The following is a 22,812-nucleotide window of genomic DNA, read 5'->3' as shown; positions in this document are numbered from 1 at the left end:
ACTCTAATGGATAAGTTGTTCAAAATAGTCCGACAGCAAGGCCGCTTCAAAGCGCCCATCGACATACAGAGGCCGGATATCAAACCGCGCAAACAGTTGATCCAGCGCCTGTTTACGTTGTTCAAACATCTCGACGAACTGCGCGCGGATAGCCTGACGGAAGAAAATAGTTTTTTGCTCGCCAGTTTCCGGGTCCTGCAGATTGCCAAAACCAAAACGCGGTAAACGTTGGTACTCCAGCGGATCCCACAACACGATGGGAATGATCTGGTGATTGGCCATCAGGTTCAAGCCATGCTCTATCAGCGACAATGGCAAATGAAAATCCGAAATCCAGAACACCAGGCCTTTTTGCTGGCCTAATAAGCCTGCCGCTTCGACGATGCCACTGCCATCACGGCGGGCACTGCGAAAATCACCGAGTTCGGCAATGGTGGCAAACGACTGATGCGCATGATGCCCGGGAGGCATACTCAGATGCGGGATCACATGCTGGTCATAACTCACTAAACCAAACAGGTCGCTATTCTCATGCGCTGAACAGGCAATCGATGCCGCCACGGCTTTCACCGTATCCAGCTTGCGTATCTGCCCCTGAAACTGCATGGAACTAGATAGGTCACATACGGCATACAGCGGCGAAGAAGCTTCCTGCTTGAATACGCGCACCTGAATCTGCTCGTAAGGGTCACGTATGGTTTGCCGTAAATCCACACGCCTGGCATCCGGATAATCAACCAGTGAGACATGCTTGCTGAATTCATCACCCGGACCACGCTGTATGCCCAGGTGCTCACCCGTGTGCACGCTGGCTGAACGCCAGGGCACCTGGTAGAAAAAAGGCTGGGCGTAGTCTGGAATCATGCTGCTTTAGCCTTGGCAGGCACGCTGACTGAAGCCAGGATCTGGTTGGTCAGTTCACGCGACAACTCGGTGCGGCGGCTCTCAAACATTGGGTTGAGCACCAGTCTATGCGCAATGATTTCATGGAACACCGCATGAATATCTTCCGGGAACAAACTATCCCGGTTCATCAGCCAGGCATGTACGCGCGCTGCTTTCAACAGCATCCCCATGCCGCGAGGGCTGGCGCCGGTATGGATCAGGCGATTGACATCCACGCTGTCGAGCTGGATGCCGAAGGCAGATGGTTTCTGTGTGGATTCCCACAAATCCAGCGCATAGTCTTCGAGCACATCACTAGAACGGATATGGCTTTGTAATACATCGGAGAAAGCATTCAGTTGATCATAAGCCAATACACCCGCATTCACTTGCTGCGTCAGGCGCTCGGCATGCTGGAACTTCACATCGAACATCAAGGCTTTGCGTAGCGCGCGGTCATCTGGAATCTCGATCGGGATCTCCATCATAAAGCGGTCACGCGCGGCTGACGGAATCTCAAAAGTTTCGTTTTTTTCCACCTGGTTTCGGTCAGCGAACACCAGCATGTGCGGCAAACGATATTCTTTTTTGAACGCGCTGATATGACGTTCAGCCATCACGCGTAACATCAGTGCGTGCACCTGTGGCCGGGCGCGGTTGATCTCGTTAAAGAAGAATACTGACAGTTGCTCACCTGCGCGCAGCAACGGCCCCTCTTCTACTTTCGGGCGTCCATCTTCACCGAGGAAAGTATGGTAGATCAGGTCATTCGGCATTAAATCCACAGTGCCTTCAATACGCTCGTAAGCACCGCCCAAACCACGGGCGATCGATTGCAGCAAGGTTGTTTTACCGACGCCTACACCGCCTTCCAGCAGCACGTGGCCGCGGGCGAAAATGGCGATATTAATCGCACGTATCGCCTTGTCCTGGCCGACCACTACTTTTTTCACTTCGTTTTCGAGTGTCAGCGCATGGTCGCGCCACTCGGTCAATTGTGTTTCGATTGATACGGATGTCATGGTTATCCCTTGTTTACAAATTCAGCCGGGGCTATGATGCCAAAGTAGCTTCTGGAAAAGGTGCTAAAGAACTGGTTGCAATTTGTGGTTTGCCACGCTAATATGCAGACAGGTCTGTTCACTTATTTCTAGTCTACTGCAGCCATCGAAAAAAAAGCAAGAAGATTTTTAGGGGTTATCAGCGTGAATGTACTAGCGATTGTGAATAAGACAGGCCAGCGTTGTATGCGTACAGCGAAGGCTTACACATTGCATGGCCTGTGGCAGCTCGGGTTAAAGCAATGGGGCAGGCATGCGCCGTTTTACCGGCTGCGCCACCATTTAGTAGCGTGGAACACGCAACGCGTGGCGGCTTTTGGAGCAAGCGCTGCATTAAATGCACAGGATATTTCGCATATCCGCCAATTGATAGACCAGGCGCAGCAAAGTTCGGTGGCAGAAGTATCGCCTACCCTGCTGGACCAATGGTTTTTTCAGGCGGTAGGCGCCATCCGGGTGCAGTCGCAAACGGGGGAAGACACAGCCTGGCATCTGTTTGAGCAATCAGTCCATGCGCAGTTAGGCGGGCAATCATTACAACGCTCACTGTCTTTGGGCTTGCTGATGACGCTCTGTGTGGTATGGATGACGATGGCCACGCCGGGATACCAGCCTGTGCCTTCTGAATATTCGCCCTATGAAGAAGCGCAGTTAAGTGAAACGAGTGGTACAGCTGATCCGGTCACCATCAGCCTGTTAAACCTGGCGTATCAGAAGATGCAAGCTGGCAGTTGCCAACTGCCGCAGGCGGCGATGCTGCCTGATGCACAGCGTGAGGCGTTTATCATGTTTGTAACGAAAGGCAAGGTAGATGTCGGCCATGTGGAGCAATTACGACAAGCGCTTGGATACGTCAGCTGCCTGTATCCGCAAGAACTCATGCGCCCGCAAGGACGCGAACGTTTACCAAGACCATAAGCTAAAAATCGGGATATCCCAGTGATGGGAAAAAAGGATAAGTGATGAACATGCGAGAGAAAATATTAACCATAGCCAGTAGCCTGTTTGATACCAGAGGCATCCAGGCTTCGGGTGTTGATACGATTATCATGGAAGCTGGCGTTGCCAAAGCCACGCTATATAAGCACTTCCCCAGCAAAAACCTGCTGATCACAGCCTATTTGCGTGAGAAGTCTGATAAGTTTTATGCCTGGCTCAATGCGCAACTGGCGACACAAAGAACCGAATCGATTGAATTGCTGATTCAATTGTGTGAACTGCTGGAGCAATGGATCACACAGCCAGAGTTTCACGGTTTGCCCTTCCACATTGCCGCTGTGGAGTTCCCAGACCCTGAGCACCCTATCAATCAATATTCGGCCGTGCTGTCGGTAGAGCTGCAAACCTACTTATGCAAGATTGCCCGCAATGCAGGCGCCAAAGATCCGGAAGCCCTGGGTCAGCAATTAACCATATTGTTTGAAGGCGCGGCCCTGGTAGAACGTCTTGCACCAAACACCGGTGCGGCTACACGTGCAAAACTGGCAGCCATCACCCTGGTGCACAACGCCACCTGATTTCAAATAGCGCCTATGTCTCCACCGGCTGCCCGGTGCCCACATAGGCGTGAATCAGCTGCGTAGCCATGGTTACCATTGCCAGCAGTTCCGGCTGTTTCACTCCACTGACCGCTTGTACTGTCATACCCTGATGTAAAGTCATGACCAGCTTAGCCAATGCTGCCGTATCCATTCCAGGTGCTAAATCCCCATCTGACTTGGCACGTTCAAAGCGTTGGCCTAGCTTTAGCTCTATCGTATTTCTATACCCACTAAGCAAAGCCTGCATGTTGGCAGCCTCAGCACTACCAGCCAGCGCACCTTTAGTCACCAAACAACCGGCAGCATGACTTTCTTCCGTCAGCATACTGGCAGCCTGCGTCAGTAATGTATGTATCACCTCTGCGGCAGTCGGTGCCTGTAAGGACAAGCCGATAAAACCCGCTGGCCCTTGCACATAGCGCTCTACCGCTTTCTGAAACAAAGCCTCTTTACTGCCATAAGCGGCATAAATACTGGCTTTATTCATATCCATCGCAGCCATCAAGGTCGCCATGGAAGTCCCTTCATAGCCATGCTGCCAAAAAGCATGCATCGCTTTTTCCAGCGCAATATCGTAATCAAAAGCCACTGGCCGACCACGTTTTTTAGGAGTTACTGATGCGTTCATCATCGTTACCTGATCAAATTTTTAATTATTATACCATTTGGTATAAAATATGTTGACACCTTTAAACATCAACAGTATTATTTATTTACCGATTGGTATTTAATTTAAATAATGTCAAATGAAAAGGAAATTCAACATGAGCACTTCCCAACAACGTATCGCTTTTATCACTGGCGCAAACCGCGGCATTGGCTTTGAAACCGCAAAGCATTTGGGTGAACAAGGGATAAAGATTATTCTTGGCGCACGCGACCATGCGAAAGGTGCTAACGCAGTAGCAGAACTAAAAGCTAAAGGTATCGATGCTGAATATCTGCACTATGACGCTGCATTGTCGAACTCACCTCAGGAGGTGGTTGAAGCCTTGCAATCGCGTTTTGGCAAACTGGATATCTTAATTAATAACGCCGGCATATTGAAAGAAACACTGATCGGGCAGAACAACACGTTTACTGTTGACCAGGACACCCTGAAAGAAACGTTTGAAGCCAACTTCTTCGCAGTGGTGGCATTGACGCAAGCCTTACTGCCACTATTGCAAAACGCGCCTGCCGCACGCATTGTCAATCTATCCAGCATACTCGGCTCTCAAACCTTGCATAGCACACCCGACTCCCCTATCGATGTCGCAAAAGGATTGGCTTACAACGCTTCAAAAACAGCCTTGAATATGTTTACCATCCACCTGGCGCATGCCTTGAAAGATAGCCGCATTAAAGTCAATTCTGCGCACCCTGGTTGGGTAAAAACGGATCTGGGCGGCCCTGATGCGCCTATGGAAATCAGTGATAGCTGGAAAACATCCGTGCGCCTGGCGACACTGGACGATAACGGGCCTACAGGTGGTTATTTTCATGAAGACCAGGCATTGCCATGGTAAGCAGCGCTCATCCACAAGTGGCCAGGAAGCGCCAACTACTATTCGCTGTGCTGATGTCACTGGTGACTGTGAATATTGTGAGCATCTCTATTCTGCTCATTCATGGTGTACCGGTGGCGTTGTTGTTTGAAAAATGGTTGACCAGCATTGTGGTGGCCTGGCCTATCGTATTTATCAGTATTCTGCTGGTGGCGCCGTGGTTATTACGGCTAACTGAACGACTAATCAAAGACAATGATTAGGCATGCGCTTGTAGAAAAGGCGAGCGCGAGGCTGGTCTGCCAGCTGGCAGGCCTGCTCGCATATAACTGACGGGCAGGTTAGAAAGGCTTGCGCGGTTCTAGGTGACGGAAAATAATACGGCCTTTATCCATATCGTACGGTGACATTTCAATGGTGATTTTGTCACCTGCCAGGATACGGATTTTATGTTTGCGCATTTTGCCGCCGGTATAAGCAATCAATTCGTGACCGTTTTCCAGCTTTACGCGGTAGCGTGCATCTGGCAGGATTTCGGTGACTGCACCCTGCATTTCAATTAATTCTTCTTTTGCCATTCAGCATCCTTTTACAATAAAAAAAGCCCGGAATTTCCGGGCCCTTTTCCGGTAGGCCGATTAATCAGCCTTGCGGACATGCATTGAATTATTCAATGATTTGAATATTTGCAGCTTGCTTACCTTTAGGGCCAGTCGCTACTTCAAAGCTCACGCGTTGGTTTTCTTTCAAAGTTTTGAAGCCTGCAGATTGAATCGCAGAGAAGTGTGCGAATAAATCTTCGCCGCCATTGTCAGGAGTGATGAAGCCAAAACCTTTTGAGTCGTTAAACCATTTAACTGAACCTGTTACCATAATAAATCCTTGAATGAAAATTGATAATTCGGGCTAATGCCCATAACGAGGATCAAGATGGCGGGAAGTAACGATACACCAAAAGATAGAACCATAGAACAACGACACTACTTGAACTTCGTGAGGGCACACTATGCACGGAATATTAGAGATTGGCAACAAAAATTTGATAAACGATTTAAAAATCAAAAAAATCATTAGTTTTCAAAGCCCACAGGGCATAAAAGCAATCATTCATCACGCAAAATTGACTTAGATTTAGATGCTATTTGGCAATATCTCCTACTTAAAGCGAACTCAGCAATGCAAAAATCCTGGGATCATCGCAATGCGCCACGTTAAAGCGCAACCATGAGGATGGCTCCTGGTAAGGCCTGAACAAATTACCCGGTGCCAGCATGATATTTTGTTTGGATGCCATGGTGGCCACTTCAGCAGCATTGCGCTCATTTGCAAGCTGTGCCCACACAAACATGCCGCCAGCCGGTTCAGCGTGAATGTGTAATCCACACGCTTCTAACGCCCGTATCACTTGCCCCCTCTTGATTTCCAGCCGTGTGCGTATCTTTTCAATATGTTTACGATACCGCCCTTCTACCAGGATCTGGTACATGATGCGCTGGTTGATTTCCGAAGTGGTGAGTCCTGTGAGCAGTTTCAGATCCAGCAACCGCATTGCCAGCTCGCGATGGCAGGCAATAAAGCCTACCCGCATGCTGGCTGAAATGGTTTTGGAATAACTGCTGACATAAATGACCCGGTTCAGCTGGTCGAGTGCGGCCAGCCGCGTCGCATGCTGCGAGTGAAAATCCCCATAAATATCATCTTCGACAATATATAAGCCAAATTTTTCTGCCAGTTGCAATAGCTGGTGAGCGATGGCAGCGCTGGTACTAGTGCCGGTGGGGTTATGTAAAACGGTATTGGTGAAGAAAAGTTTAGGTTTATACGTCTCAAGATGCTGTTGCAATACAGTGATATCCGGGCCATTGATCAGGCGAGGCACGCCTATCAGCCTGGCACCTAAGGACTTCAGGTAGCCAAACAAGGTGTAATAACCTGGATCATCCACCAGCACCACATCGCCCGGCTGGATAAATAGCCTGGCCACTAGATCAAGCCCATGCGATGCACCATTGGTCATGATGATCTGTTGCGCATCTGCGCTGATACCAATATCGGCAAGGTTTTTTTGAGAGAGTTGCTGACGTAAAGGGAGATAGCCGCTGACATCACCATAAGCGGTTAAAAATGACCCGGACTTGCGGGAAAGCTCATGCAGGCTTTTTTGAATGACTTTTTCATCCAGGCAATCGCCAGGTAACCAGCCACACCCTGGCCTAACTACATCGGGGACATCTCTGAAAGTATTGTGTAATAGCCACAGCACATCATCTGCCCGCTCCAGGAAAGTCGTTTGCGGCGTCATTTCTTCGGTTTTCGCCAGCGGTGCGACATAAAACCCTGAACCGCGCCTTGAGAGCAGATATCCCAGCGCGACCAGCCTGTCGTAAGCATCAACGACGGTAAAGCGGCTGATGCCGTGCTGCACGGCGAAATCGCGGATGGAAGGCAACCTCGTACCGGCGCGCAATACCCGCTGTTCCACCAGCTGTTTGACCCCTGTCACGACCTGCTCAACAAGCGGGACAGATTCCAGTGGATTTAATGTAATCAGCGCTTGCGTAACTGGCATGGCAATAGACCCGGTACAGTGTGTTTAATTGTTTATAAATTGTACATGTAGTGTACATGTGTTCATGATTATGATGCAGCATATATCAAACACAAGAGTCCGTATGAAATATTTCATCATCAGTATTGCAGTGGCAGGCATCTATTTATGCATACACCCTCAAGACACGTCTACAAACAACATCGCTTCTGATGGCAGCCGCCCCGTATGCGTAGCTAATATCTCTGCAGGTGCCTTGTGTCATCCTGCCACGCAGGCACAGCAGCAATTTGTGCTGGTCAGAGGCCAACTTATTCCGCTTTAGCCAATTTAAATCATTGCCGCATGTATATACCAAAACATTTTTCTGAGACCGATACGGATGCCTTGCACGAGATCATGCGGGCATACCCACTGGCCACACTAATATCAACCTCATCAAATAATGTTGATGCCAATCACCTGCCACTGCATTTTGCACAAAAGGAAAATGCACCAGGCAGCTTGAGCGGGCACATTGCCAGAGCCAATCCTCTATGCAAAGAAATCATGGAGGGCAAGGAAGTATTGGCGCTTTTCCATGGTCCGCATGCTTATATCTCCCCTTCCTGGTATGCAACGAAGGCTCGCACTGGCATGGTGGTTCCGACCTGGAATTATGTGGTGGTGCATGCGCACGGCAAATTGAAGCTCATAGATGATGCCGAGTGGTTGCGCGCGCATCTTGAAATACTGACTGCAGCTCACGAAAGCAGATTTGAAAAGCCGTGGCGGCTTGACGATGCACCCGCTGATTTTATAGATAAACTGATACGCGCTATTGTTGGCATTGAAATAGAGATTATCAGTCTGATAAGTAAATGCAAAGCCAGCCAGAATCAAACGGTTGAGAACCAGCTAGGAGTGATACAGGGCTTACTTGAGTATGATCAAAAGCAAAATCACGAAATGGCGTCAGTCATTGCCCGTATCAATCATTTGTAAGGGATACACCTGAAAGCTGCGCAGACATCGCACGCGAGTGATCAATTGCTTAAATGCCATATGTCGTCATCAGCAAATAAAAACGGATGCTACTGCATCCGTTTTTTTTCGACGACAAACCAGTTTAAAACAGCGGTGAATAGAGTGCCACTAACACATACCCTATCCCGGCACCGGCCAACACATCACTCGGATAATGCAGTCCCAAGACCACCCGTGAAATTCCAACCAATACCACAAACGGATAAATAATCGGAAACAACTGAGGATAATGCTGCACAGCCACCATGCCGAATGCTACAGCGTGTAAGGTATGGCCAGAGGGGAAACTGAAGTAATCCAGCGGCGTTCCGCTTAACAAGACATCCTGACGTACCTGGAATGGCCTTGGGCGGCTGGTGCGATGCTTGAGCCATTTGTAAACTAAAGTGCCGGTCAGGCCGACCGTGAGCATTTGCAGGCAAACATATAAACCATGTTGCCCTTGAGTGACGGCGATCACCAGCATCAGCAGGTACCAGAACATGCCATCACCCATGCGCGAGATAGCGCGAAACGAGTGGCGGATAAAACGATATTGCCCGGTATGACTGACTTTGACACACAACCGGCTATCCACCGATTGCACCCATCCCAACGTTTGTTGTAGTTTTAGCATCACAGGTCCTTTCCGGGGTTATCCCGGCTATGCTGGAGTAAACCGACTACTTAGGTGTAGCCAGTGTGACTGTGATGCTTGAAACTATCGTGAAGGATTCGTGAAACTAATATGACGTGGTGCTATTTCCACAACACGCGGTAGACAAAGCCCGGAAATGAAAATACCAGGAACAGGCAGAGGGTGATACTGTAAAACTCCCAGCCTTGAGGCCAGACCTGGCCCATGACCAGCTGCTCGACGAAATAGGCGATCACTAGTGTGATGAAATAGGCAGGCAACAACACCGCAAAGCGTTGCCATAATTGATTGATACTACCAGCGATACCCAGCCATTTATCCGAGATCCAGCCCAGATTGGCCATAAACAGCATCAATACCAGATATAAAAACTTGGTCAACATTATTGCAGGCTCATCAACAAACTACGGCCACAGACACTGAGCAGGATCTCAGGGAACAAGCCCAGGCCCAGTAATGCCAGCGAATGTACGCTTAATACAAAACGCATATCTACCGGGGCAGTCAGCGGTGCGTTATCCACGGGCGCGTCAAAATACATTTTGCGTACGATATTCAGGTAGTAGAAAGCACCAATCACTGCCATCAATACCGCCAGCATAACCTGCCAGGTGAACCCGGCCTGCCACGCAGCTTGCAATACGGTGAACTTGGCATAGAACCCAATGGTTGGCGGGATACCGGCCATGCTGAACATAATGATCAACATCAGGAAAGCAAACCACGGATGGCGTTGGTTGAGACCTTTCAGATCATCGATTTCTTCCGCTTCAAAGCCCTGGCGGCTCAATAGCAGAATAATACCGAAACCCGCAATCGAGGTCAGTACATAAGTGCTGATGTAGAAAAAGCTGGAGGCAAAGCCGTTGGCATTCGCGCTCATCATGCCGAACAGGATAAAGCCGACATGCGAGATGGTGGAATATGCCAGCATGCGCTTAAGGTTGGTTTGTACAATAGCACTGAAGTTACCAATGACGATGGATAGGATCGCCATCAGCATCAACATATCCTGCCAGTCTTGCGCTAGCGGATGCAAGCCTTGTACCAGCAAACGCACCGTCATCGCAAAGGCTGCCAGTTTGGGCACAGAACCAATCAACAGCGTCATGGGCGTTGGCGATCCCTGATACACGTCCGGCACCCACATCTGGAAAGGAACCGCGCCAAATTTAAAGGCGATACCAGAGACCAGGAACACCAGCCCCATGATCAATATCGGGCTCTTGTGTTGCTGCATGATGCTATTAGCAATATCACTGACATCCAGGCTGCCGGTCATGCCGTAAATCATGCTCATGCCATACAGCAGCATGCCTGAAGCCAGCGCGCCGAGTACAAAATATTTCATCGCGGCTTCTGAGGCGCGCGGGTTGTCGCGGTCAAACGCCACCAGTGAATATAGACACAGAGACAGCAGTTCCAGGCCGATATAAATAGTCAGTAAGTTATGACCTGAAACCATGATCATCATGCCAAGCAAACCAAACAGCACCATGGCGTAAAACTCGCCGCGGTAGAGGTTGCGGTCCTGCAGGTATTTACGGCTATAGATAAAAATCAATGACGTTCCCAGGTACATCATCATCTTGATCACATCTGACAGCGTATCGTCGATGAACATGTGCGAAAAGGCAAAGCCGACCGCAGGCGTATGGGTTTTAAAGGTAAAGAATGCCGCCGCAAACAGTGTGAACTGGCTCAGGCCATAAATGATGGAACGGTTTTGCGGCAGGATAAATAAATCCAGCAGCAAAATAAACATGGCCATGCCCAGCAATACCAGTTCTGGCAACAGGGCGAGCAAATCGAATTGCATATTATCCATTTTCTAACATCCTGCCTTAATAGCCTGTGACCGGCAATTTTGAAATCGCCATATGTTTCAGGAATTCGCTACTAGTCGCCTGCATCACTTCAGTAATCGGCTGCGGATACAGACCAAAGCCGATCACTAAAACAGCCAGAATACCGAGGATCAGGAATTCGCGTTTATTCAAATCTGTCAGTTCTGCTACATGGTGGTTGGCGACATCACCAAAAAATACCCGTTTCGTCATCCACAAGGTATAGGCTGCACCAAAGATCAACGTGGTAGCAGCCGCAAAACCTACCCAGAAGTTGAACTTCACTGCGGCCAGAATCACCATAAACTCACCGACAAAACCTGAGGTACCAGGCAAGCCACTATTCGCCATGGCAAACAGTACCGCAAATCCGGCGAATACCGGCATTTTGTTGGCAACACCGCCATAGGCTGAAATCTCCCGGCTGTGCACACGGTCATACAGCACACCGACGCTCAGGAACATGGCAGAAGAAATAAAGCCGTGCGAGATCATCTGCATCACCGCCCCTTCCAGTGCCAGCTGGCTGAACATGAAAAAGCCCAGTGTCACAAAGCCCATGTGGGAGATTGAAGAATACGCGATCAGTTTCTTCATATCGGTTTGCACCAGGGCGACCAGCGCAATATAAACCACCGCAATCAATGACAACACGATCATGGCGGTACTAAAGTAATGTGAAGCATCCGGCGCAATCGGCATGGCGAAACGCAGGAAACTATACCCGCCCAACTTCAGCGCAATCGCCGCCAGCACCACGGAACCACCAGTCGGGGCTTCCACGTGCGCATCCGGCAGCCAGGTATGCACCGGCCACATCGGGATCTTGACCGCGAACGCCATAAAGAAGGCGATAAAAATATAGATCTGCGCCTGCATACTCAGTGGCAGCAAGTAGTAATCAGCCAGTTCAAAACTGCCGGTCTGGTGATACAGGTGGATAAATGCCACCAGCATCAACAAGGAACCAAGCAAGGTATACAGGAAAAACTTGACCGTGGCATAGACGCGGTTAGGCCCGCCCCAGATACCGATCACTAGGAACATGGGGATCAGCATCGCTTCCCAGAACACATAGTAGAGAATCGCATCCAGCGCGGTGAACACGCCTATCATAATGCCGCTCATGATCAGGAAGGCCGCCATATACTGGGCAACATGCTTGGTGATCACTTCCCAGCCTGCCAGCACCACAATCACGGTAGTAAAGCTGGTCAGCAACACCAGTGGCATGGAGAAACCATCTACGCCCAGGTGATAGTGCATATTGAACGCGGGGATCCATGGCAATAATTCTTCAAACTGGAAGAAGCCATCCTGAACATCAAACAATGTATACAGCGGAATAGTGACGAGGAAACTGACCAGACTGCCCGCCAATGCCAGCCAACGCGTCAATGTCGCCTTGTGGTCACCCCCGAGCAGCAATACCAGCACACCGGAGAATACCGGGAGCCAGACGGCCAGACTTAACCATGAAATACTTGTGAGGTCGGCTTGCATCATTAATTAATTTTTACAAAGAAAGACATGAGAAGGAATACGCCAATAATCATTGCAAAAGCGTAGTGATAAATTAAGCCTGATTGCACATTACGTAATCTGGCAGCGATCTTGCCCATGGTCCTGGCAGTGCCATTGACCATTGCGCCATCAATCAATGTGATATCGCCGAATTTCCAAAGCAAGCGACCCAGGTAACGTGAGCCACCGGCAAAGAATTTCTCATTAAAACTGTCGAAACCGTATTTGTTATCCAGTATGCGGTAAATCAGGTCGAATCGCTGTTTGATCGCTGCCGGAATATCCGGGCGTTTCATATAGAAGAACCAGGACAGCAACACGCCGGATGCAGCCAGGATAAACGGCAAGCTGGCAAAGCCATGAATCGCCATGCCTGCGGGGCTATGCATAAACTCATGATAGTGATGTGCCAAATGCTCCATCGCCGGATGCGCTTCAGGATTGACAAAAATCACGTTTTTGAAGAAATCGCCAAATACCATGGGTTCCAATGCGAAATAACCGATCAGCAGCGATGGTATTGCCAGCAGGATCAATGGCAGCGTCACCACCCAGCCTGGCTCATGCGGATCATCGTTCGGCCCCAGGCCGTGGTGATGGGCATCATCATGGGCGTGATCGTCGTGGTGCGCGTCAGTATGTGCATCGTGCGTGTCATGTGCATCGTGATTTTGATCAGCATGCCCGGCATGGACAGGCGATGCCTGGCGCCATTTTTCTTCGCCATGAAAGACCAGGAAATACAGACGGAAAGAATAGAACGCAGTGACAAACACACCGACGATCACGGCAAAGTAAGCAAAACCACTACCGGGGATATGCGATAACTCAACTGCTTCAATAATGCTGTCTTTGGAATAGAAGCCTGAGAAGAATGGCGTCCCGATCAAAGCCAGCGAACCGATCAGCGAAGTGATCCAGGTGATCGGCAGGTATTTCTTCAGGTTACCCATGTTGCGGATATCCTGATCATGGTGCATGCCCATGATGACAGAACCCGCCCCCAGGAATAACAATGCCTTGAAGAATGCGTGTGTCATCAAGTGGAAAATGGCCACTGAATAGGCGGAAGCCCCAAGCGCGACCGTCATATATCCCAGCTGTGACAGCGTGGAATAAGCCACCACGCGCTTAATATCGTTCTGGATTATGCCCAGGAAGCCCATAAACAAGGCGGTAATGGCACCAATTACCATCACGGTGGATAAAGCCGTGGTCGATAATTCATACAGCGGCGACATACGCGCGACCATGAAAATACCGGCGGTGACCATGGTCGCCGCGTGAATCAAGGCTGAGATAGGTGTCGGGCCTTCCATGGAGTCTGGCAGCCAGACATGCAAAGGCACCTGCGCCGATTTACCCATCGCACCGACAAACAACAGCAAGCAAGTCACCGTCATCAATGACCAGGAACAGCTACCCAGAAGATTGACTTGCGTCTCTGCTAACGAAGGCGCACGCTCAAATACGGTGGCGTAATCGAGGCTACCGAAGTAATACAGCACCATGCCTATGCCCAGCAGGAAACCAAAGTCACCTACCCTGTTCACCAGGAAAGCTTTCAGGTTGGCATAAATTGCTGTCGGACGCGTGAACCAGAAACCAATCAGCAGGTAAGACACCAGGCCGACCGCTTCCCAGCCGAAGAACAATTGCATGAAATTGTTACTCATTACCAGCATCAGCATGGAGAAAGTAAACAGGGAGATATAGCTGAAGAAACGGCTATAGCCTGGGTCTTCATGCATATAGCCTATGGTGTACACATGCACCATCAATGACACGAAAGTCACCACTACCATCATCATGGCACTCAGGTTGTCGATCAGGAAACCGACTTCAAAATGAATGTCGCCTGAATCCAGCCAGGTGTATACCGATTCGTTCAGGGTAAAGCCATCCAGCGTCTGGTTGAGTATGCTCACGGACAAAGCAAACGCAGCGCCGACACCTGCAATGGTAATGACGTGTGCAGCCCAGCGTGGAATGTAATTACGGAATAAGCCAACGACCGCTGCAGCCAGCAATGGCAGCAAAGGGATAAGCATCAGGATTTGTTTGATTGTCATTACACTTAACCTTTTAACTGATCCAGATCGTCAACATTGATAGTATGCAGATTACGGAACAGCACAACCAGGATGGCGAGGCCAATCGCTGATTCAGCCGCCGCCACCGTCAGGATGAAAAACACGAATACCTGGCCAGCAATATCGTTCAGGTAATGCGAGAAGGCAATGAAATTCAAATTCACCGCCAGCAGCATGAGCTCAATCGCCATCAGCAGAATGATCACATTTTTGCGGTTGAGGAAAATACCAATCACGCTGATGGCAAACATCAAGGCGCCTAAAATCAGGTAATGAGACAAGCCGACCATGATTATTTTTTCTCCTCTGGTGCCGGGGGTGGTGCTGGTGGCTCTACTTCAGCTTGCATAGAAACAATACGCAGCCTGTCGCTACGCTTCACTTTCACCTGTTCGGACGGGTTCATGGATTTGTTATCCTGGCGCTCACGCAGCGTCAGCACGATCGCCGCAATCATGGCCACTAACAGCACCACGGCGGCCAGCTCAAACGGCAGCAAATAATCGGTATATAGCACTTTACCCAGCGCAGCAGTATTGCTGAAACCATCAGGTGCTGTCACCGCCTGGCTAGGATTAAGATTTTTTGCGGATAACACAATGACCATCTCAGCCATCATGACCACACCAAATGTCAGTGCCAACGGCAGGTTAGACCAGAAGCCTTCACGCAGCTTGTCGATATTGATATCCAGCATCATCACCACAAACAGGAACAGCACCATCACCGCCCCTACATAAACCAGTATCAGGGCGATGGCGAGAAACTCTGCTTCAAGCAGCAGCCAGATACCCGCGGCGGTAAAAAAAGCCAATACCAGGAACAGCGCTGCATGCACCGGGTTGCGGGTTGTAATGACGCGAATGCCGGAAAACAGCAGGATCGCTGCCAGCACATAAAAAACTATATCGGTAAATATCATGGATTTTCCTGTTCGCGCCTAGCGATATGCTTTGTCCTGGGTACGATCGGCAGCGATTTCCGCCTCATATTTATCGCCTACTTCCAGCAACATCTCTTTGGTGTATAACAAGTCGCCGCGCTGTTCACCGTGGTAATCAAATATGCGCGTTTCAACAATGCTGTCTACCGGGCAGGACTCTTCACAAAAACCGCAAAAAATACACTTGGTCAGGTCAATATCGTAGCGGGTAGTCCGGCGGCTGCCATCTTCACGCTGGTCAGATTCGATAGTGATCGCCATCGCCGGGCACACGGCTTCGCATAATTTGCAGGCGATGCAACGTTCTTCCCCATTCGGGTAACGGCGCAAGGCATGCAAACCGCGGAAACGGTTCGACTGCGGCGTCCGCTCTTCCGGATACTGAATGGTGATTTTCTTGGCAAAGAAGTAGCGTCCTGTCAGGGCCATGCCTTTCAGCATTTCCCATAACATCAAACTGCCTAATGTATTTTTAATCGCGTTCAACATGGTAAGGTTTCTGTTATCCCTGGTTGTGCATTGTCCAATGTTTGTAATTCATTAATGGAACAAATAAGCCCACTGCGTTTGCATCATGGCGGCCACCACGACTATCCATACCAGTGTGATTGGAATAAATACTTTCCAGCCCAGACGCATGATCTGGTCATAACGGTAACGCGGGAAAGTCGCGCGGAACCATAAAAACATAAACAACAGGAAAGCGACTTTGCCAAACAGCCACAAAATGCTATCCGGCAAGAATGGCAGTGGTGATAACCAGCCACCGAGGAACATCAAAGCCGCCAGCATGGACACCAGTATCATGTTGGCATATTCCGCCAGGAAGAATACCGCGAACGCCATGCCTGAATATTCGACGTGAAAACCAGCCACGATCTCGGACTCACCTTCGGCCACGTCAAACGGGGCGCGGTTAGTTTCGGCGACAGCACTGATGAAATACACGATGAATAGCGGGAACAAAGGAATAAAGTACCAGTGCCAGAAACCGCCCTCCTGGCCCATGACAATCTTGCCTAGGTTGAGTGAGTTGGCACACATGAGCACGCCAACCAGCGTGAAACCCATGGCGATCTCGTAAGACACGATTTGCGCGGCTGAACGCAACGAGCCCAGAAACGCGTATTTGGAGTTGGATGCCCAACCGGCAATGATCACACCGTATACCGCGACTGAAGTCATGGCCAGGATATACAACAAACCGGCATCAATATTGGCTAACACCAGCGTTGCATCAAACGGGATCACCGCCCAGGCAGCGAAAGCCGGCGCAATGGTCAGGATAGGGCCGATAAAAAACAACACCTTATTCGACGCGGTAGGCAGGATGATTTCTTTAAACAGCAGTTTTAACGCATCTGCGATTGGTTGCAGCAAACCAAACGGACCAACCCGGTTAGGGCCGATACGCACTTGCATATAGCCGATGACTTTGCGCTCGAAATAAGTCAGGTAAGCGACACAAATCATCAGTGGCAGCACAATGGCAATGATTTTTACCAGCGTCCATGTCACCAGTTGCACATCTGGCCAGTAGGATCCAAATAATTCAGAGAAGAATTGCATGTTATGCCATCTCGGTCAGTTGTTTTTCGTAAATCGCCACTTGCTCGACGGCTGCTTTTTCAATGGTGATATCACCCATCAGGTCACCAAGGCCCACAGTCAGCGGGTGTGCCGCTGCTACGCGGACGCAGCCTTTGGCTACATGGTTATCCAAGCGCACTTTGAGTACTGCACTGCCCTTATCCTGGCGCGCCACCACTATATCGCCATCCTGCAAGCCTAACTCTGCCAGTTGCTCACCATGCATGCGTGCCATCGGGCGAATGTTGTATTTTGTTTTCTGCAAAGGGGCTGAGCGACGTACGATAGGGTCAGACTCATATTGCGGCACTTCGCCGATGCGCTGTAAACCCAGTTTCTTGATATTGACCTGGATTTCAACCAGCTCTTTCAGGTTGTTATTCAGGCTACGCCAGACCACAGCAGAAGGTTTTTCGCCGTTGAAGACTGCATTTTTCACTTCTTCGGAGCTGTTGTAGTCAAACCCTGACAGGCCTAAAGTATTCGCGAGCACGCGCAAGACTTTCCAGCCCGGACGGCATTCACCTAGTGGACGTGTCACAGCCTGGAAGCTTTGCACGCGGCCTTCCATACTCATAAAAGTACCGGAAGTTTCGGTAAACGGCGCAATCGGCAGCAGGATATCGGCGTTGTCCAGGGCAGAAGATTTATACGCGGTTAATGCGATCACGCACTCGGCTTTTGCCATGGCGTCATTGGCCAGTGCCGCGTGCTGGCAATCCAGCTCAGGTTCGATGTTCAATAACAGATAGGCCTTGCGTGGCACTTCCAGCATGGCACGTGCGTGCATGCCGGTGGCTGAAGGCATCACACCTATCATATGCATACCAGTGCTATTGGCGGCCGGTGGCAAAATACCACCTTTGGCACCACTGATACCGCCTATGGCTTCTGCCATGCTGTACATCTCAGTAAAGCGCGGATCGCTGAGCGCCATATTGCCGAGGAAAATACCGACTTTAGGCGCAATCAGGATCAGGTCTTCGCGGATACCGGCCAGGCTTTCCGCGATTTTCTGCGTGTTTGGACGTATCTTAATTTCTTCGAGTAACTTGTTCAATGTCGGTGGCAGGCACAGCGACAGTTTTTGCAGGCCGGACATGCCTTTTAAAATCTGGCCAAGCACGTTCACCATATCATTAGGACGCACAATCACTTTGTGTGCAATGTCCATCAATGGATCATTGTCTAGCGGGCTGACGATGCTCAATTCAGCGCCATTGGCGACGGCTTTACGGATGCGCTGCGCCAACAATGGATGCTCGTTACGGATATTGGAACCTATCAGCAGAATACGGTCCAGCTCTTCGATTTCCTGGATATTGCAGCCCATCCATGGCGTACCGGTACGCTTGCCATCGAGGCGGAAATCGGTCTGACGCAAACGGTAATCCACATTGCCACAGCCCAGGCCGTCGGCCAGTTGCTTGATCAGGTAGCCTTCTTCCATGGTGCTGTTAGGTGACACCAGCACGCCCAAGGCGTCAGCACCATATTGTTTGGTGATGTCTTTCAGCTGGCCTGCGGCAAATTCCAGCGCTGTTTTCCAATCGGTTTCCTGCCATTGCCCGTTGTGCTTGATCATAGGCACTTTCAGGCGCTCCGGGCTGTTCAGGCCCTCGTAGGAGAAACGGTCGCGGTCAGACAGCCAACACTCGTTGATCGACTCTTTTTCACGCGGCAGAATGCGCATGACTTTGTTATCTTTGACGTGCACTTCTACATGTGAACCCAGGCCATCATGCGGGGCAATCGAAGGCCTGCGCACCAGCTCCCAACTACGTGCAGAATAACGGAACGGCTTGCTGGTCAGCGCGCCTACCGGGCATAAATCAATGATGTTGCCACTGAGTTCGGAGTTGACGGATTGATCGACATACGCAGTGATTTCAGCATGTTCGCCACGGTTGACCAGGCCCAGCTCCTGCATGCCACCGACTTCCTTGAGGAAGCGCACGCAACGGGTACACTGGATGCAACGTGTCATATCAGTGCTCACCAGTGGCCCGATATTCTTGTTGAACACCACACGTTTTTCTTCCGTGTAACGTGAACCGGAAGCACCGTAAGCCACCGCGATATCCTGCAAATCACACTCGCCACCCTGGTCGCAAATCGGGCAATCCAGCGGGTGGTTGATCAGCAGGAACTCCATCACGCTTTTTTGCGCCTCGACAGAGGCTTTGCTACGGGTGAAAATCTTCATGCCATCGGCCACTGGTGTGGCGCAGGCAGGCAGCGGTTTGTTAAATTTTTCGACCTGCACCAGGCACATGCGGCAGTTGGCGGCGACCGAGAGTTTTTTGTGATAGCAGAAACGCGGAATGGCAATGCCTACCGCATCCGCAGCATCAATAATGGTGCTGCCGTGTTCGACCTCTAGTGGTTTGCCGTCAATTTCGATATTTAACATGTCTGCTATCTCTAAAATTTATTTGTTGAGCTGATCTCAAAAATAGATTTTTATTTACCATCCACCATGGATTTACCATGCTGTATGTAATATTCAAATTCTGGGCGGAAGTGTTTGATAAAGCTCAACACCGGCGTTGCTGCGGCATCCCCGAGTGCACAAATCGTGCGGCCGGAAATGTTATTACTTAAATCTGTCAGCAAATCCAGGTCTTCCATCTTGCCTTTGCCATTCACAATACGCTCAATGATGCGGTAGACCCAGCCAGTGCCTTCACGGCACGGCGTACATTGACCGCAACTTTCTTCATAAAAGAAATAGCTCAGTCGCTTGAGGGTTTTCACCATGCAGGTGGTTTCATCCATCACAATCATGGAACCCGCACCCAGACTGGAACCGGCTTTGCTCAAGCCATCGTAATCCATAGTGGCATTTTCAATCGCGCTGGCTGGCATCACTGCAGTTGATGGGCCGCCAGGGATGACTGCCTTCAGTTGCCGGCCTTTCCAGATACCGCCTGCCATTTCAAGCAGGTCTTTAAAAGGCGTGCCCATCTTGATTTCATAGTTGCCAGGTTTTGCGACGTGGCCTGACACTGAGAATAACTTGCTGCCGCCTGAATTTGGCACGCCTAAATCGGCAAATGCCTGGCCGCCATGCTGCATGATCCACGGAATTGAAGTATAGCTTTCGGTATTATTGACGTTGGTCGGCTTGCCAAATACGCCATAACTAGCCGGGAATGGCGGCTTGAAGCGTGGCTGGCCTTTCTTACCTTCGATGGATTCAATCAGGGCGGTTTCTTCGCCACAGATGTAAGCACCGTAGCCGTGCACGGCATAGAGATCAAAACTGAAATTAGTGCCAAACAGGTTTTCACCCAGATAGCCGGCTTCACGCGCCTCTGCCAGTGCGGCTTCGAATATTTCGTAATCCTGCCAGATTTCACCGTGGATATAGTTGTAACCGACGCGGGCGCCCAATGTATAAGCCGCAATCGCCATGCCTTCGATCAACTGGTGTGGGTTGTAGCGGATGATATCGCGGTCTTTAAAGGTACCTGGCTCGCCTTCATCGGTATTGCACACCAAATACTTGGTGCCGTCGTAATAACGCGGCATAAAGCTCCACTTCAGGCCGGTGGGGAAACCCGCCCCGCCACGTCCGCGCAAGTTGGAGACTTTGATCTGGCTGATGATTTCAGGCGCTTTGCTTTTTTCCGCTACCAGCCGTTTAAGCTGTACGTAACCACCCAGTTTTTCATAGGTAGCGAGTGAGGCAGGATTTTCTTCTGTCAGGGTACGCAAGGTGACCAGCGTTTGCCCGGCCAGATCGGTTTTCACCACTGCGGCTTGCTGAATTGAGGTAGTTGAAGTTTTTGCCATCAATGGTTCCTTCAGCCCTTATTTAACTCATTAATGAGCGCGTCCACTTTTTCAGTGGTCAAAAACTCATGCATCTGGCTGTTATTCACATGCAACAATGGCGCACCGCCGCAACAGCCCATGCACTCGCCCTCTTTTAAACAGAACTTGCCATCGGCAGTGACTTCATTGAAACCGACACCGAGCTTGTGTTGCAGGTGCTCGACAATTTCATCAGAGCCGCGCAGCATGCAGGAGATATTGGTACAGATGGTGATCTTGTGCTCGCCGACCGGTTCCAGATCATACATATTGTAGAAAGTCGCGACTTCCAGTGCAGCGATTTCCGGGATGCGCAGGTATTTCGCCACTTCGGAAATGCTTTCCTTGGATAACCAGCCGCGTTCCATTTGCACAATGCGCAGGGCTGACATCACTGCCGCCTGGCGCCTGTCTTTAGGATACTTGGACAGCTCGTACTCTATTTTTTCTATAGCTTCTGCACTTAACATGCTTGTACCTTAATATCTTTTCGATCCCGGTTTATCACGTCAATCCGGTTATCTATCGATTTCGCCGAACACAATATCTTGTGTACCAATAATCGCCACCAGATCGGCGATCATATGTCCTCTGGTCATTTCATCCAGCGCTGCCAGATGCGCAAAGCCCGGCGCCCGTATTTTCAGGCGATAAGGTTTGTTGGCGCCATCTGACACCATATAAATCCCGAACTCGCCTTTAGGATGCTCAATCGCGGCATAGGCTTCGCCTACAGGGACGTGAAAACCTTCGGTAAATAACTTGAAGTGGTGGATCAAGTCTTCCATATTGGTTTTCATGCCTTCGCGGTTAGGCGGCGCCACCTTGTTATCATCCGTGATGACAGGGCCGGGATTGACGCGTAACCAGTCTATACATTGCTTGATAATACGGTTGGACTGGCGCATCTCTTCCACGCGCACCAGGTAGCGGTCGTAACAGTCACCGTTCACGCCCAATGGAATATCAAAATCCATCTTGGCATAGACTTCATAAGGCTGTTTCTTGCGCAAATCCCAGGCGATACCTGAACCACGCAACATGGCCCCGGTGAGCCCTAGTGCCAGTGCACGCTCAGGCGTCACTACGCCGATACCTACCGTACGCTGTTTCCAGATACGGTTATCTGTCAGCAGGGTTTCGTATTCGTCCACATAGGTAGGGAAACGGTTGGTGAAATCTTCGATAAAATCCAGCATGGAACCCTGACGGTTCTCATTCAGTTTCTTGATTTCGGCTTCACTGCGGAATTTGGTGGTTTGGTGCTGCGGCATTTTTTCCGGCAGGTCACGATAGACACCACCCGGGCGGTAATACGCCGCATGCATACGCGCGCCGGAAACGGCTTCATACACATCGAACAGATCTTCGCGCTCACGGAAGGCATACAGGAATACCGTCATCGCCCCCACGTCTAGCGCATGCGCACCCAGCCACAGCAAGTGATTGAGGATACGGGTAATTTCGTCAAACATGACGCGGATATACTGCGCACGTATCGGCACTTCCAGGCCCAGCATTTTCTCAATCGCCATCACATACGCATGCTCGTTGGCCATCATGGAGACATAATCCAGCCTGTCCATATAAGGCACACTTTGCAGGTAAGTGCGATTTTCGGCCAGTTTTTCGGTCGCTCTGTGTAACAAGCCGATATGCGGGTCTGCACGCTGGATCACTTCACCATCCAGCTCAAGTACCAAACGCAACACACCATGCGCCGCAGGGTGCTGCGGACCAAAGTTCATGGTGTAATTCTTAATTTCTGCCATAGCTAGCAAGCCCCAAACATGCAATATTCAGCCAACGCA

At 50.2% G+C, this 22,812-nt stretch carries 25 protein-coding genes; 6 read left to right on the top strand and 19 right to left on the bottom strand.

The window, feature by feature from the left end; genetic code table 11:
• Nucleotides 1-3 precede the first annotated feature (3 nt).
• Both ACSSVF_RS09055 and ACSSVF_RS09050 read right to left on the bottom strand, forming a co-directional pair.
• A complete protein-coding gene (locus ACSSVF_RS09055) occupies nt 4-864 on the bottom strand; it encodes a DUF58 domain-containing protein (protein ID WP_492402979.1) in 861 nt (286 codons plus the stop codon).
• Nucleotides 861-1,907: an AAA family ATPase gene (locus ACSSVF_RS09050; RefSeq protein ID WP_492402977.1), complete on the bottom strand. Its 1,047-nt coding sequence runs from the start codon at nt 1,905-1,907 to the stop codon at nt 861-863. The genes ACSSVF_RS09055 and ACSSVF_RS09050 overlap by 4 nt, the downstream gene beginning before the upstream one ends.
• 225 nt (nt 1,908-2,132) lie before the next feature.
• Between ACSSVF_RS09050 and ACSSVF_RS09045 the strand changes: the two genes are divergently transcribed.
• Nucleotides 2,133-2,864, top strand: a complete 732-nt coding sequence (locus ACSSVF_RS09045; RefSeq protein WP_492402975.1) for a hypothetical protein — start codon at nt 2,133-2,135, stop codon at nt 2,862-2,864.
• Between the two features lie 44 nt (nt 2,865-2,908).
• Entirely contained in the window at nt 2,909-3,463 is a 555-nt protein-coding gene (locus tag ACSSVF_RS09040; protein ID WP_492402973.1) for a TetR/AcrR family transcriptional regulator, read from the top strand.
• Nucleotides 3,464-3,476: 13 nt separating this feature from the next.
• Here ACSSVF_RS09040 and ACSSVF_RS09035 read toward each other — a convergent pair whose 3' ends face one another.
• Nucleotides 3,477-4,118: a TetR/AcrR family transcriptional regulator gene (locus ACSSVF_RS09035; protein WP_492402971.1), complete on the bottom strand. Its 642-nt coding sequence runs from the start codon at nt 4,116-4,118 to the stop codon at nt 3,477-3,479.
• A gap of 133 nt (nt 4,119-4,251) precedes the next feature.
• On the opposite strand from ACSSVF_RS09035, the gene ACSSVF_RS09030 reads away from it, so the two are divergent.
• On the top strand, nt 4,252-4,995 hold the full coding sequence (locus ACSSVF_RS09030) for an SDR family oxidoreductase (RefSeq protein ID WP_492402969.1): 744 nt from the start codon (nt 4,252-4,254) through the stop codon (nt 4,993-4,995).
• Nucleotides 4,989-5,237 carry a DUF2798 domain-containing protein gene (locus tag ACSSVF_RS09025; protein WP_492402967.1) on the top strand — a complete coding sequence of 83 codons (249 nt, stop codon included), beginning with the start codon at nt 4,989-4,991 and terminating at the stop codon, nt 5,235-5,237. The genes ACSSVF_RS09030 and ACSSVF_RS09025 overlap by 7 nt, the downstream gene beginning before the upstream one ends.
• A 78-nt stretch (nt 5,238-5,315) precedes the next feature.
• Here ACSSVF_RS09025 and infA read toward each other — a convergent pair whose 3' ends face one another.
• From infA to ACSSVF_RS09010, 3 genes are all read right to left on the bottom strand, one after another.
• Complete coding sequence (infA, locus tag ACSSVF_RS09020) at nt 5,316-5,552, bottom strand: translation initiation factor IF-1 (RefSeq protein WP_055825931.1); 237 nt, start codon at nt 5,550-5,552, stop codon at nt 5,316-5,318.
• A gap of 88 nt (nt 5,553-5,640) precedes the next feature.
• A complete protein-coding gene (locus tag ACSSVF_RS09015) occupies nt 5,641-5,847 on the bottom strand; it encodes a cold-shock protein (RefSeq protein ID WP_018985697.1) in 207 nt (68 codons plus the stop codon).
• A 286-nt stretch (nt 5,848-6,133) separates the two neighbouring features.
• Complete coding sequence (locus ACSSVF_RS09010; protein WP_492402965.1) at nt 6,134-7,543, bottom strand: aminotransferase-like domain-containing protein; 1,410 nt, start codon at nt 7,541-7,543, stop codon at nt 6,134-6,136.
• Nucleotides 7,544-7,646: 103 nt separating this feature from the next.
• Between ACSSVF_RS09010 and ACSSVF_RS09005 the strand changes: the two genes are divergently transcribed.
• Nucleotides 7,647-7,847, top strand: a complete 201-nt coding sequence (locus ACSSVF_RS09005; RefSeq protein ID WP_492402964.1) for a hypothetical protein — start codon at nt 7,647-7,649, stop codon at nt 7,845-7,847.
• Nucleotides 7,848-7,867: 20 nt separating this feature from the next.
• Nucleotides 7,868-8,506, top strand: a complete 639-nt coding sequence (locus tag ACSSVF_RS09000; RefSeq protein ID WP_492402963.1) for an FMN-binding negative transcriptional regulator — start codon at nt 7,868-7,870, stop codon at nt 8,504-8,506.
• Nucleotides 8,507-8,630: 124 nt separating this feature from the next.
• Here ACSSVF_RS09000 and ACSSVF_RS08995 read toward each other — a convergent pair whose 3' ends face one another.
• The 13 genes from ACSSVF_RS08995 to ACSSVF_RS08935 form a co-directional block, all read right to left on the bottom strand.
• Nucleotides 8,631-9,164: a phosphatase PAP2 family protein gene (locus ACSSVF_RS08995; protein WP_492402962.1), complete on the bottom strand. Its 534-nt coding sequence runs from the start codon at nt 9,162-9,164 to the stop codon at nt 8,631-8,633.
• Between the two features lie 122 nt (nt 9,165-9,286).
• Complete coding sequence (locus ACSSVF_RS08990; protein ID WP_492402960.1) at nt 9,287-9,568, bottom strand: DUF2818 family protein; 282 nt, start codon at nt 9,566-9,568, stop codon at nt 9,287-9,289.
• Nucleotides 9,568-11,013 (bottom strand): NADH-quinone oxidoreductase subunit NuoN, encoded by a 1,446-nt coding sequence (nuoN, locus tag ACSSVF_RS08985; RefSeq protein WP_492402959.1) that lies wholly within the window; start codon nt 11,011-11,013, stop codon nt 9,568-9,570. The genes ACSSVF_RS08990 and nuoN overlap by 1 nt, the downstream gene beginning before the upstream one ends.
• A gap of 16 nt (nt 11,014-11,029) precedes the next feature.
• A complete protein-coding gene (locus tag ACSSVF_RS08980; RefSeq protein ID WP_492402957.1) occupies nt 11,030-12,538 on the bottom strand; it encodes an NADH-quinone oxidoreductase subunit M in 1,509 nt (502 codons plus the stop codon).
• The gene (gene nuoL / locus ACSSVF_RS08975) at nt 12,538-14,628 is read right to left on the bottom strand and encodes an NADH-quinone oxidoreductase subunit L (RefSeq protein WP_492402956.1); all 2,091 of its coding nucleotides are present in this window, start codon (nt 14,626-14,628) and stop codon (nt 12,538-12,540) included. The genes ACSSVF_RS08980 and nuoL overlap by 1 nt, the downstream gene beginning before the upstream one ends.
• A gap of 5 nt (nt 14,629-14,633) precedes the next feature.
• Nucleotides 14,634-14,939, bottom strand: coding sequence for an NADH-quinone oxidoreductase subunit NuoK (gene nuoK, locus ACSSVF_RS08970; protein ID WP_055825950.1), 306 nt, complete (start codon nt 14,937-14,939; stop codon nt 14,634-14,636).
• 2 nt (nt 14,940-14,941) lie between these two features.
• Nucleotides 14,942-15,571, bottom strand: coding sequence for an NADH-quinone oxidoreductase subunit J (locus ACSSVF_RS08965; protein WP_492402955.1), 630 nt, complete (start codon nt 15,569-15,571; stop codon nt 14,942-14,944).
• A gap of 18 nt (nt 15,572-15,589) precedes the next feature.
• Nucleotides 15,590-16,081 (bottom strand): NADH-quinone oxidoreductase subunit NuoI, encoded by a 492-nt coding sequence (gene nuoI, locus ACSSVF_RS08960; protein ID WP_379030951.1) that lies wholly within the window; start codon nt 16,079-16,081, stop codon nt 15,590-15,592.
• A 51-nt stretch (nt 16,082-16,132) separates the two neighbouring features.
• Nucleotides 16,133-17,161 (bottom strand): NADH-quinone oxidoreductase subunit NuoH, encoded by a 1,029-nt coding sequence (gene nuoH / locus ACSSVF_RS08955; protein WP_492402953.1) that lies wholly within the window; start codon nt 17,159-17,161, stop codon nt 16,133-16,135.
• A gap of 1 nt (nt 17,162) precedes the next feature.
• Nucleotides 17,163-19,595: an NADH-quinone oxidoreductase subunit NuoG gene (gene nuoG, locus ACSSVF_RS08950; protein WP_492402951.1), complete on the bottom strand. Its 2,433-nt coding sequence runs from the start codon at nt 19,593-19,595 to the stop codon at nt 17,163-17,165.
• A gap of 50 nt (nt 19,596-19,645) precedes the next feature.
• Entirely contained in the window at nt 19,646-20,980 is a 1,335-nt protein-coding gene (nuoF, locus tag ACSSVF_RS08945) for an NADH-quinone oxidoreductase subunit NuoF (protein ID WP_492402949.1), read from the bottom strand.
• 11 nt (nt 20,981-20,991) lie between these two features.
• Nucleotides 20,992-21,471, bottom strand: a complete 480-nt coding sequence (gene nuoE / locus ACSSVF_RS08940; RefSeq protein ID WP_379056352.1) for an NADH-quinone oxidoreductase subunit NuoE — start codon at nt 21,469-21,471, stop codon at nt 20,992-20,994.
• A gap of 48 nt (nt 21,472-21,519) precedes the next feature.
• The gene (locus tag ACSSVF_RS08935) at nt 21,520-22,773 is read right to left on the bottom strand and encodes an NADH-quinone oxidoreductase subunit D (RefSeq protein ID WP_492402947.1); all 1,254 of its coding nucleotides are present in this window, start codon (nt 22,771-22,773) and stop codon (nt 21,520-21,522) included.
• Between the last annotated feature and the right edge of the window lie 39 nt (nt 22,774-22,812).

This window comes from Methylophilus sp. E2MeOHC9 (assembly GCF_058744375.1).
Note: the sequence above shows the minus strand (reverse complement) of the source record. Positions and strands in the feature narration are given on the sequence as shown.

Excerpts from the sequence above, each read along its gene's own strand:
- ACSSVF_RS09055 (WP_492402979.1), bottom strand. The coding sequence starts at position 864 with ATGATTCCAGACTACGCCCAGCCTTTTTTCTACCAGGTGCCCTGGCGT.
- ACSSVF_RS09050 (WP_492402977.1), bottom strand. The coding sequence starts at position 1,907 with ATGACATCCGTATCAATCGAAACACAATTGACCGAGTGGCGCGACCAT.
- ACSSVF_RS09045 (WP_492402975.1), top strand. The coding sequence starts at position 2,133 with ATGCGTACAGCGAAGGCTTACACATTGCATGGCCTGTGGCAGCTCGGG.
- ACSSVF_RS09040 (WP_492402973.1), top strand. The coding sequence starts at position 2,909 with ATGAACATGCGAGAGAAAATATTAACCATAGCCAGTAGCCTGTTTGAT.
- ACSSVF_RS09035 (WP_492402971.1), bottom strand. The coding sequence starts at position 4,118 with ATGATGAACGCATCAGTAACTCCTAAAAAACGTGGTCGGCCAGTGGCT.
- ACSSVF_RS09030 (WP_492402969.1), top strand. The coding sequence starts at position 4,252 with ATGAGCACTTCCCAACAACGTATCGCTTTTATCACTGGCGCAAACCGC.
- ACSSVF_RS09025 (WP_492402967.1), top strand. The coding sequence starts at position 4,989 with ATGGTAAGCAGCGCTCATCCACAAGTGGCCAGGAAGCGCCAACTACTA.
- infA (WP_055825931.1), bottom strand. The coding sequence starts at position 5,552 with ATGGCAAAAGAAGAATTAATTGAAATGCAGGGTGCAGTCACCGAAATC.
- ACSSVF_RS09015 (WP_018985697.1), bottom strand. The coding sequence starts at position 5,847 with ATGGTAACAGGTTCAGTTAAATGGTTTAACGACTCAAAAGGTTTTGGC.
- ACSSVF_RS09010 (WP_492402965.1), bottom strand. The coding sequence starts at position 7,543 with ATGCCAGTTACGCAAGCGCTGATTACATTAAATCCACTGGAATCTGTC.
- ACSSVF_RS09005 (WP_492402964.1), top strand. The coding sequence starts at position 7,647 with ATGAAATATTTCATCATCAGTATTGCAGTGGCAGGCATCTATTTATGC.
- ACSSVF_RS09000 (WP_492402963.1), top strand. The coding sequence starts at position 7,868 with ATGTATATACCAAAACATTTTTCTGAGACCGATACGGATGCCTTGCAC.
- ACSSVF_RS08995 (WP_492402962.1), bottom strand. The coding sequence starts at position 9,164 with ATGCTAAAACTACAACAAACGTTGGGATGGGTGCAATCGGTGGATAGC.
- ACSSVF_RS08990 (WP_492402960.1), bottom strand. The coding sequence starts at position 9,568 with ATGTTGACCAAGTTTTTATATCTGGTATTGATGCTGTTTATGGCCAAT.
- nuoN (WP_492402959.1), bottom strand. The coding sequence starts at position 11,013 with ATGGATAATATGCAATTCGATTTGCTCGCCCTGTTGCCAGAACTGGTA.
- ACSSVF_RS08980 (WP_492402957.1), bottom strand. The coding sequence starts at position 12,538 with ATGATGCAAGCCGACCTCACAAGTATTTCATGGTTAAGTCTGGCCGTC.
- nuoL (WP_492402956.1), bottom strand. The coding sequence starts at position 14,628 with ATGACAATCAAACAAATCCTGATGCTTATCCCTTTGCTGCCATTGCTG.
- nuoK (WP_055825950.1), bottom strand. The coding sequence starts at position 14,939 with ATGGTCGGCTTGTCTCATTACCTGATTTTAGGCGCCTTGATGTTTGCC.
- ACSSVF_RS08965 (WP_492402955.1), bottom strand. The coding sequence starts at position 15,571 with ATGATATTTACCGATATAGTTTTTTATGTGCTGGCAGCGATCCTGCTG.
- nuoI (WP_379030951.1), bottom strand. The coding sequence starts at position 16,081 with ATGTTGAACGCGATTAAAAATACATTAGGCAGTTTGATGTTATGGGAA.
- nuoH (WP_492402953.1), bottom strand. The coding sequence starts at position 17,161 with ATGCAATTCTTCTCTGAATTATTTGGATCCTACTGGCCAGATGTGCAA.
- nuoG (WP_492402951.1), bottom strand. The coding sequence starts at position 19,595 with ATGTTAAATATCGAAATTGACGGCAAACCACTAGAGGTCGAACACGGC.
- nuoF (WP_492402949.1), bottom strand. The coding sequence starts at position 20,980 with ATGGCAAAAACTTCAACTACCTCAATTCAGCAAGCCGCAGTGGTGAAA.
- nuoE (WP_379056352.1), bottom strand. The coding sequence starts at position 21,471 with ATGTTAAGTGCAGAAGCTATAGAAAAAATAGAGTACGAGCTGTCCAAG.
- ACSSVF_RS08935 (WP_492402947.1), bottom strand. The coding sequence starts at position 22,773 with ATGGCAGAAATTAAGAATTACACCATGAACTTTGGTCCGCAGCACCCT.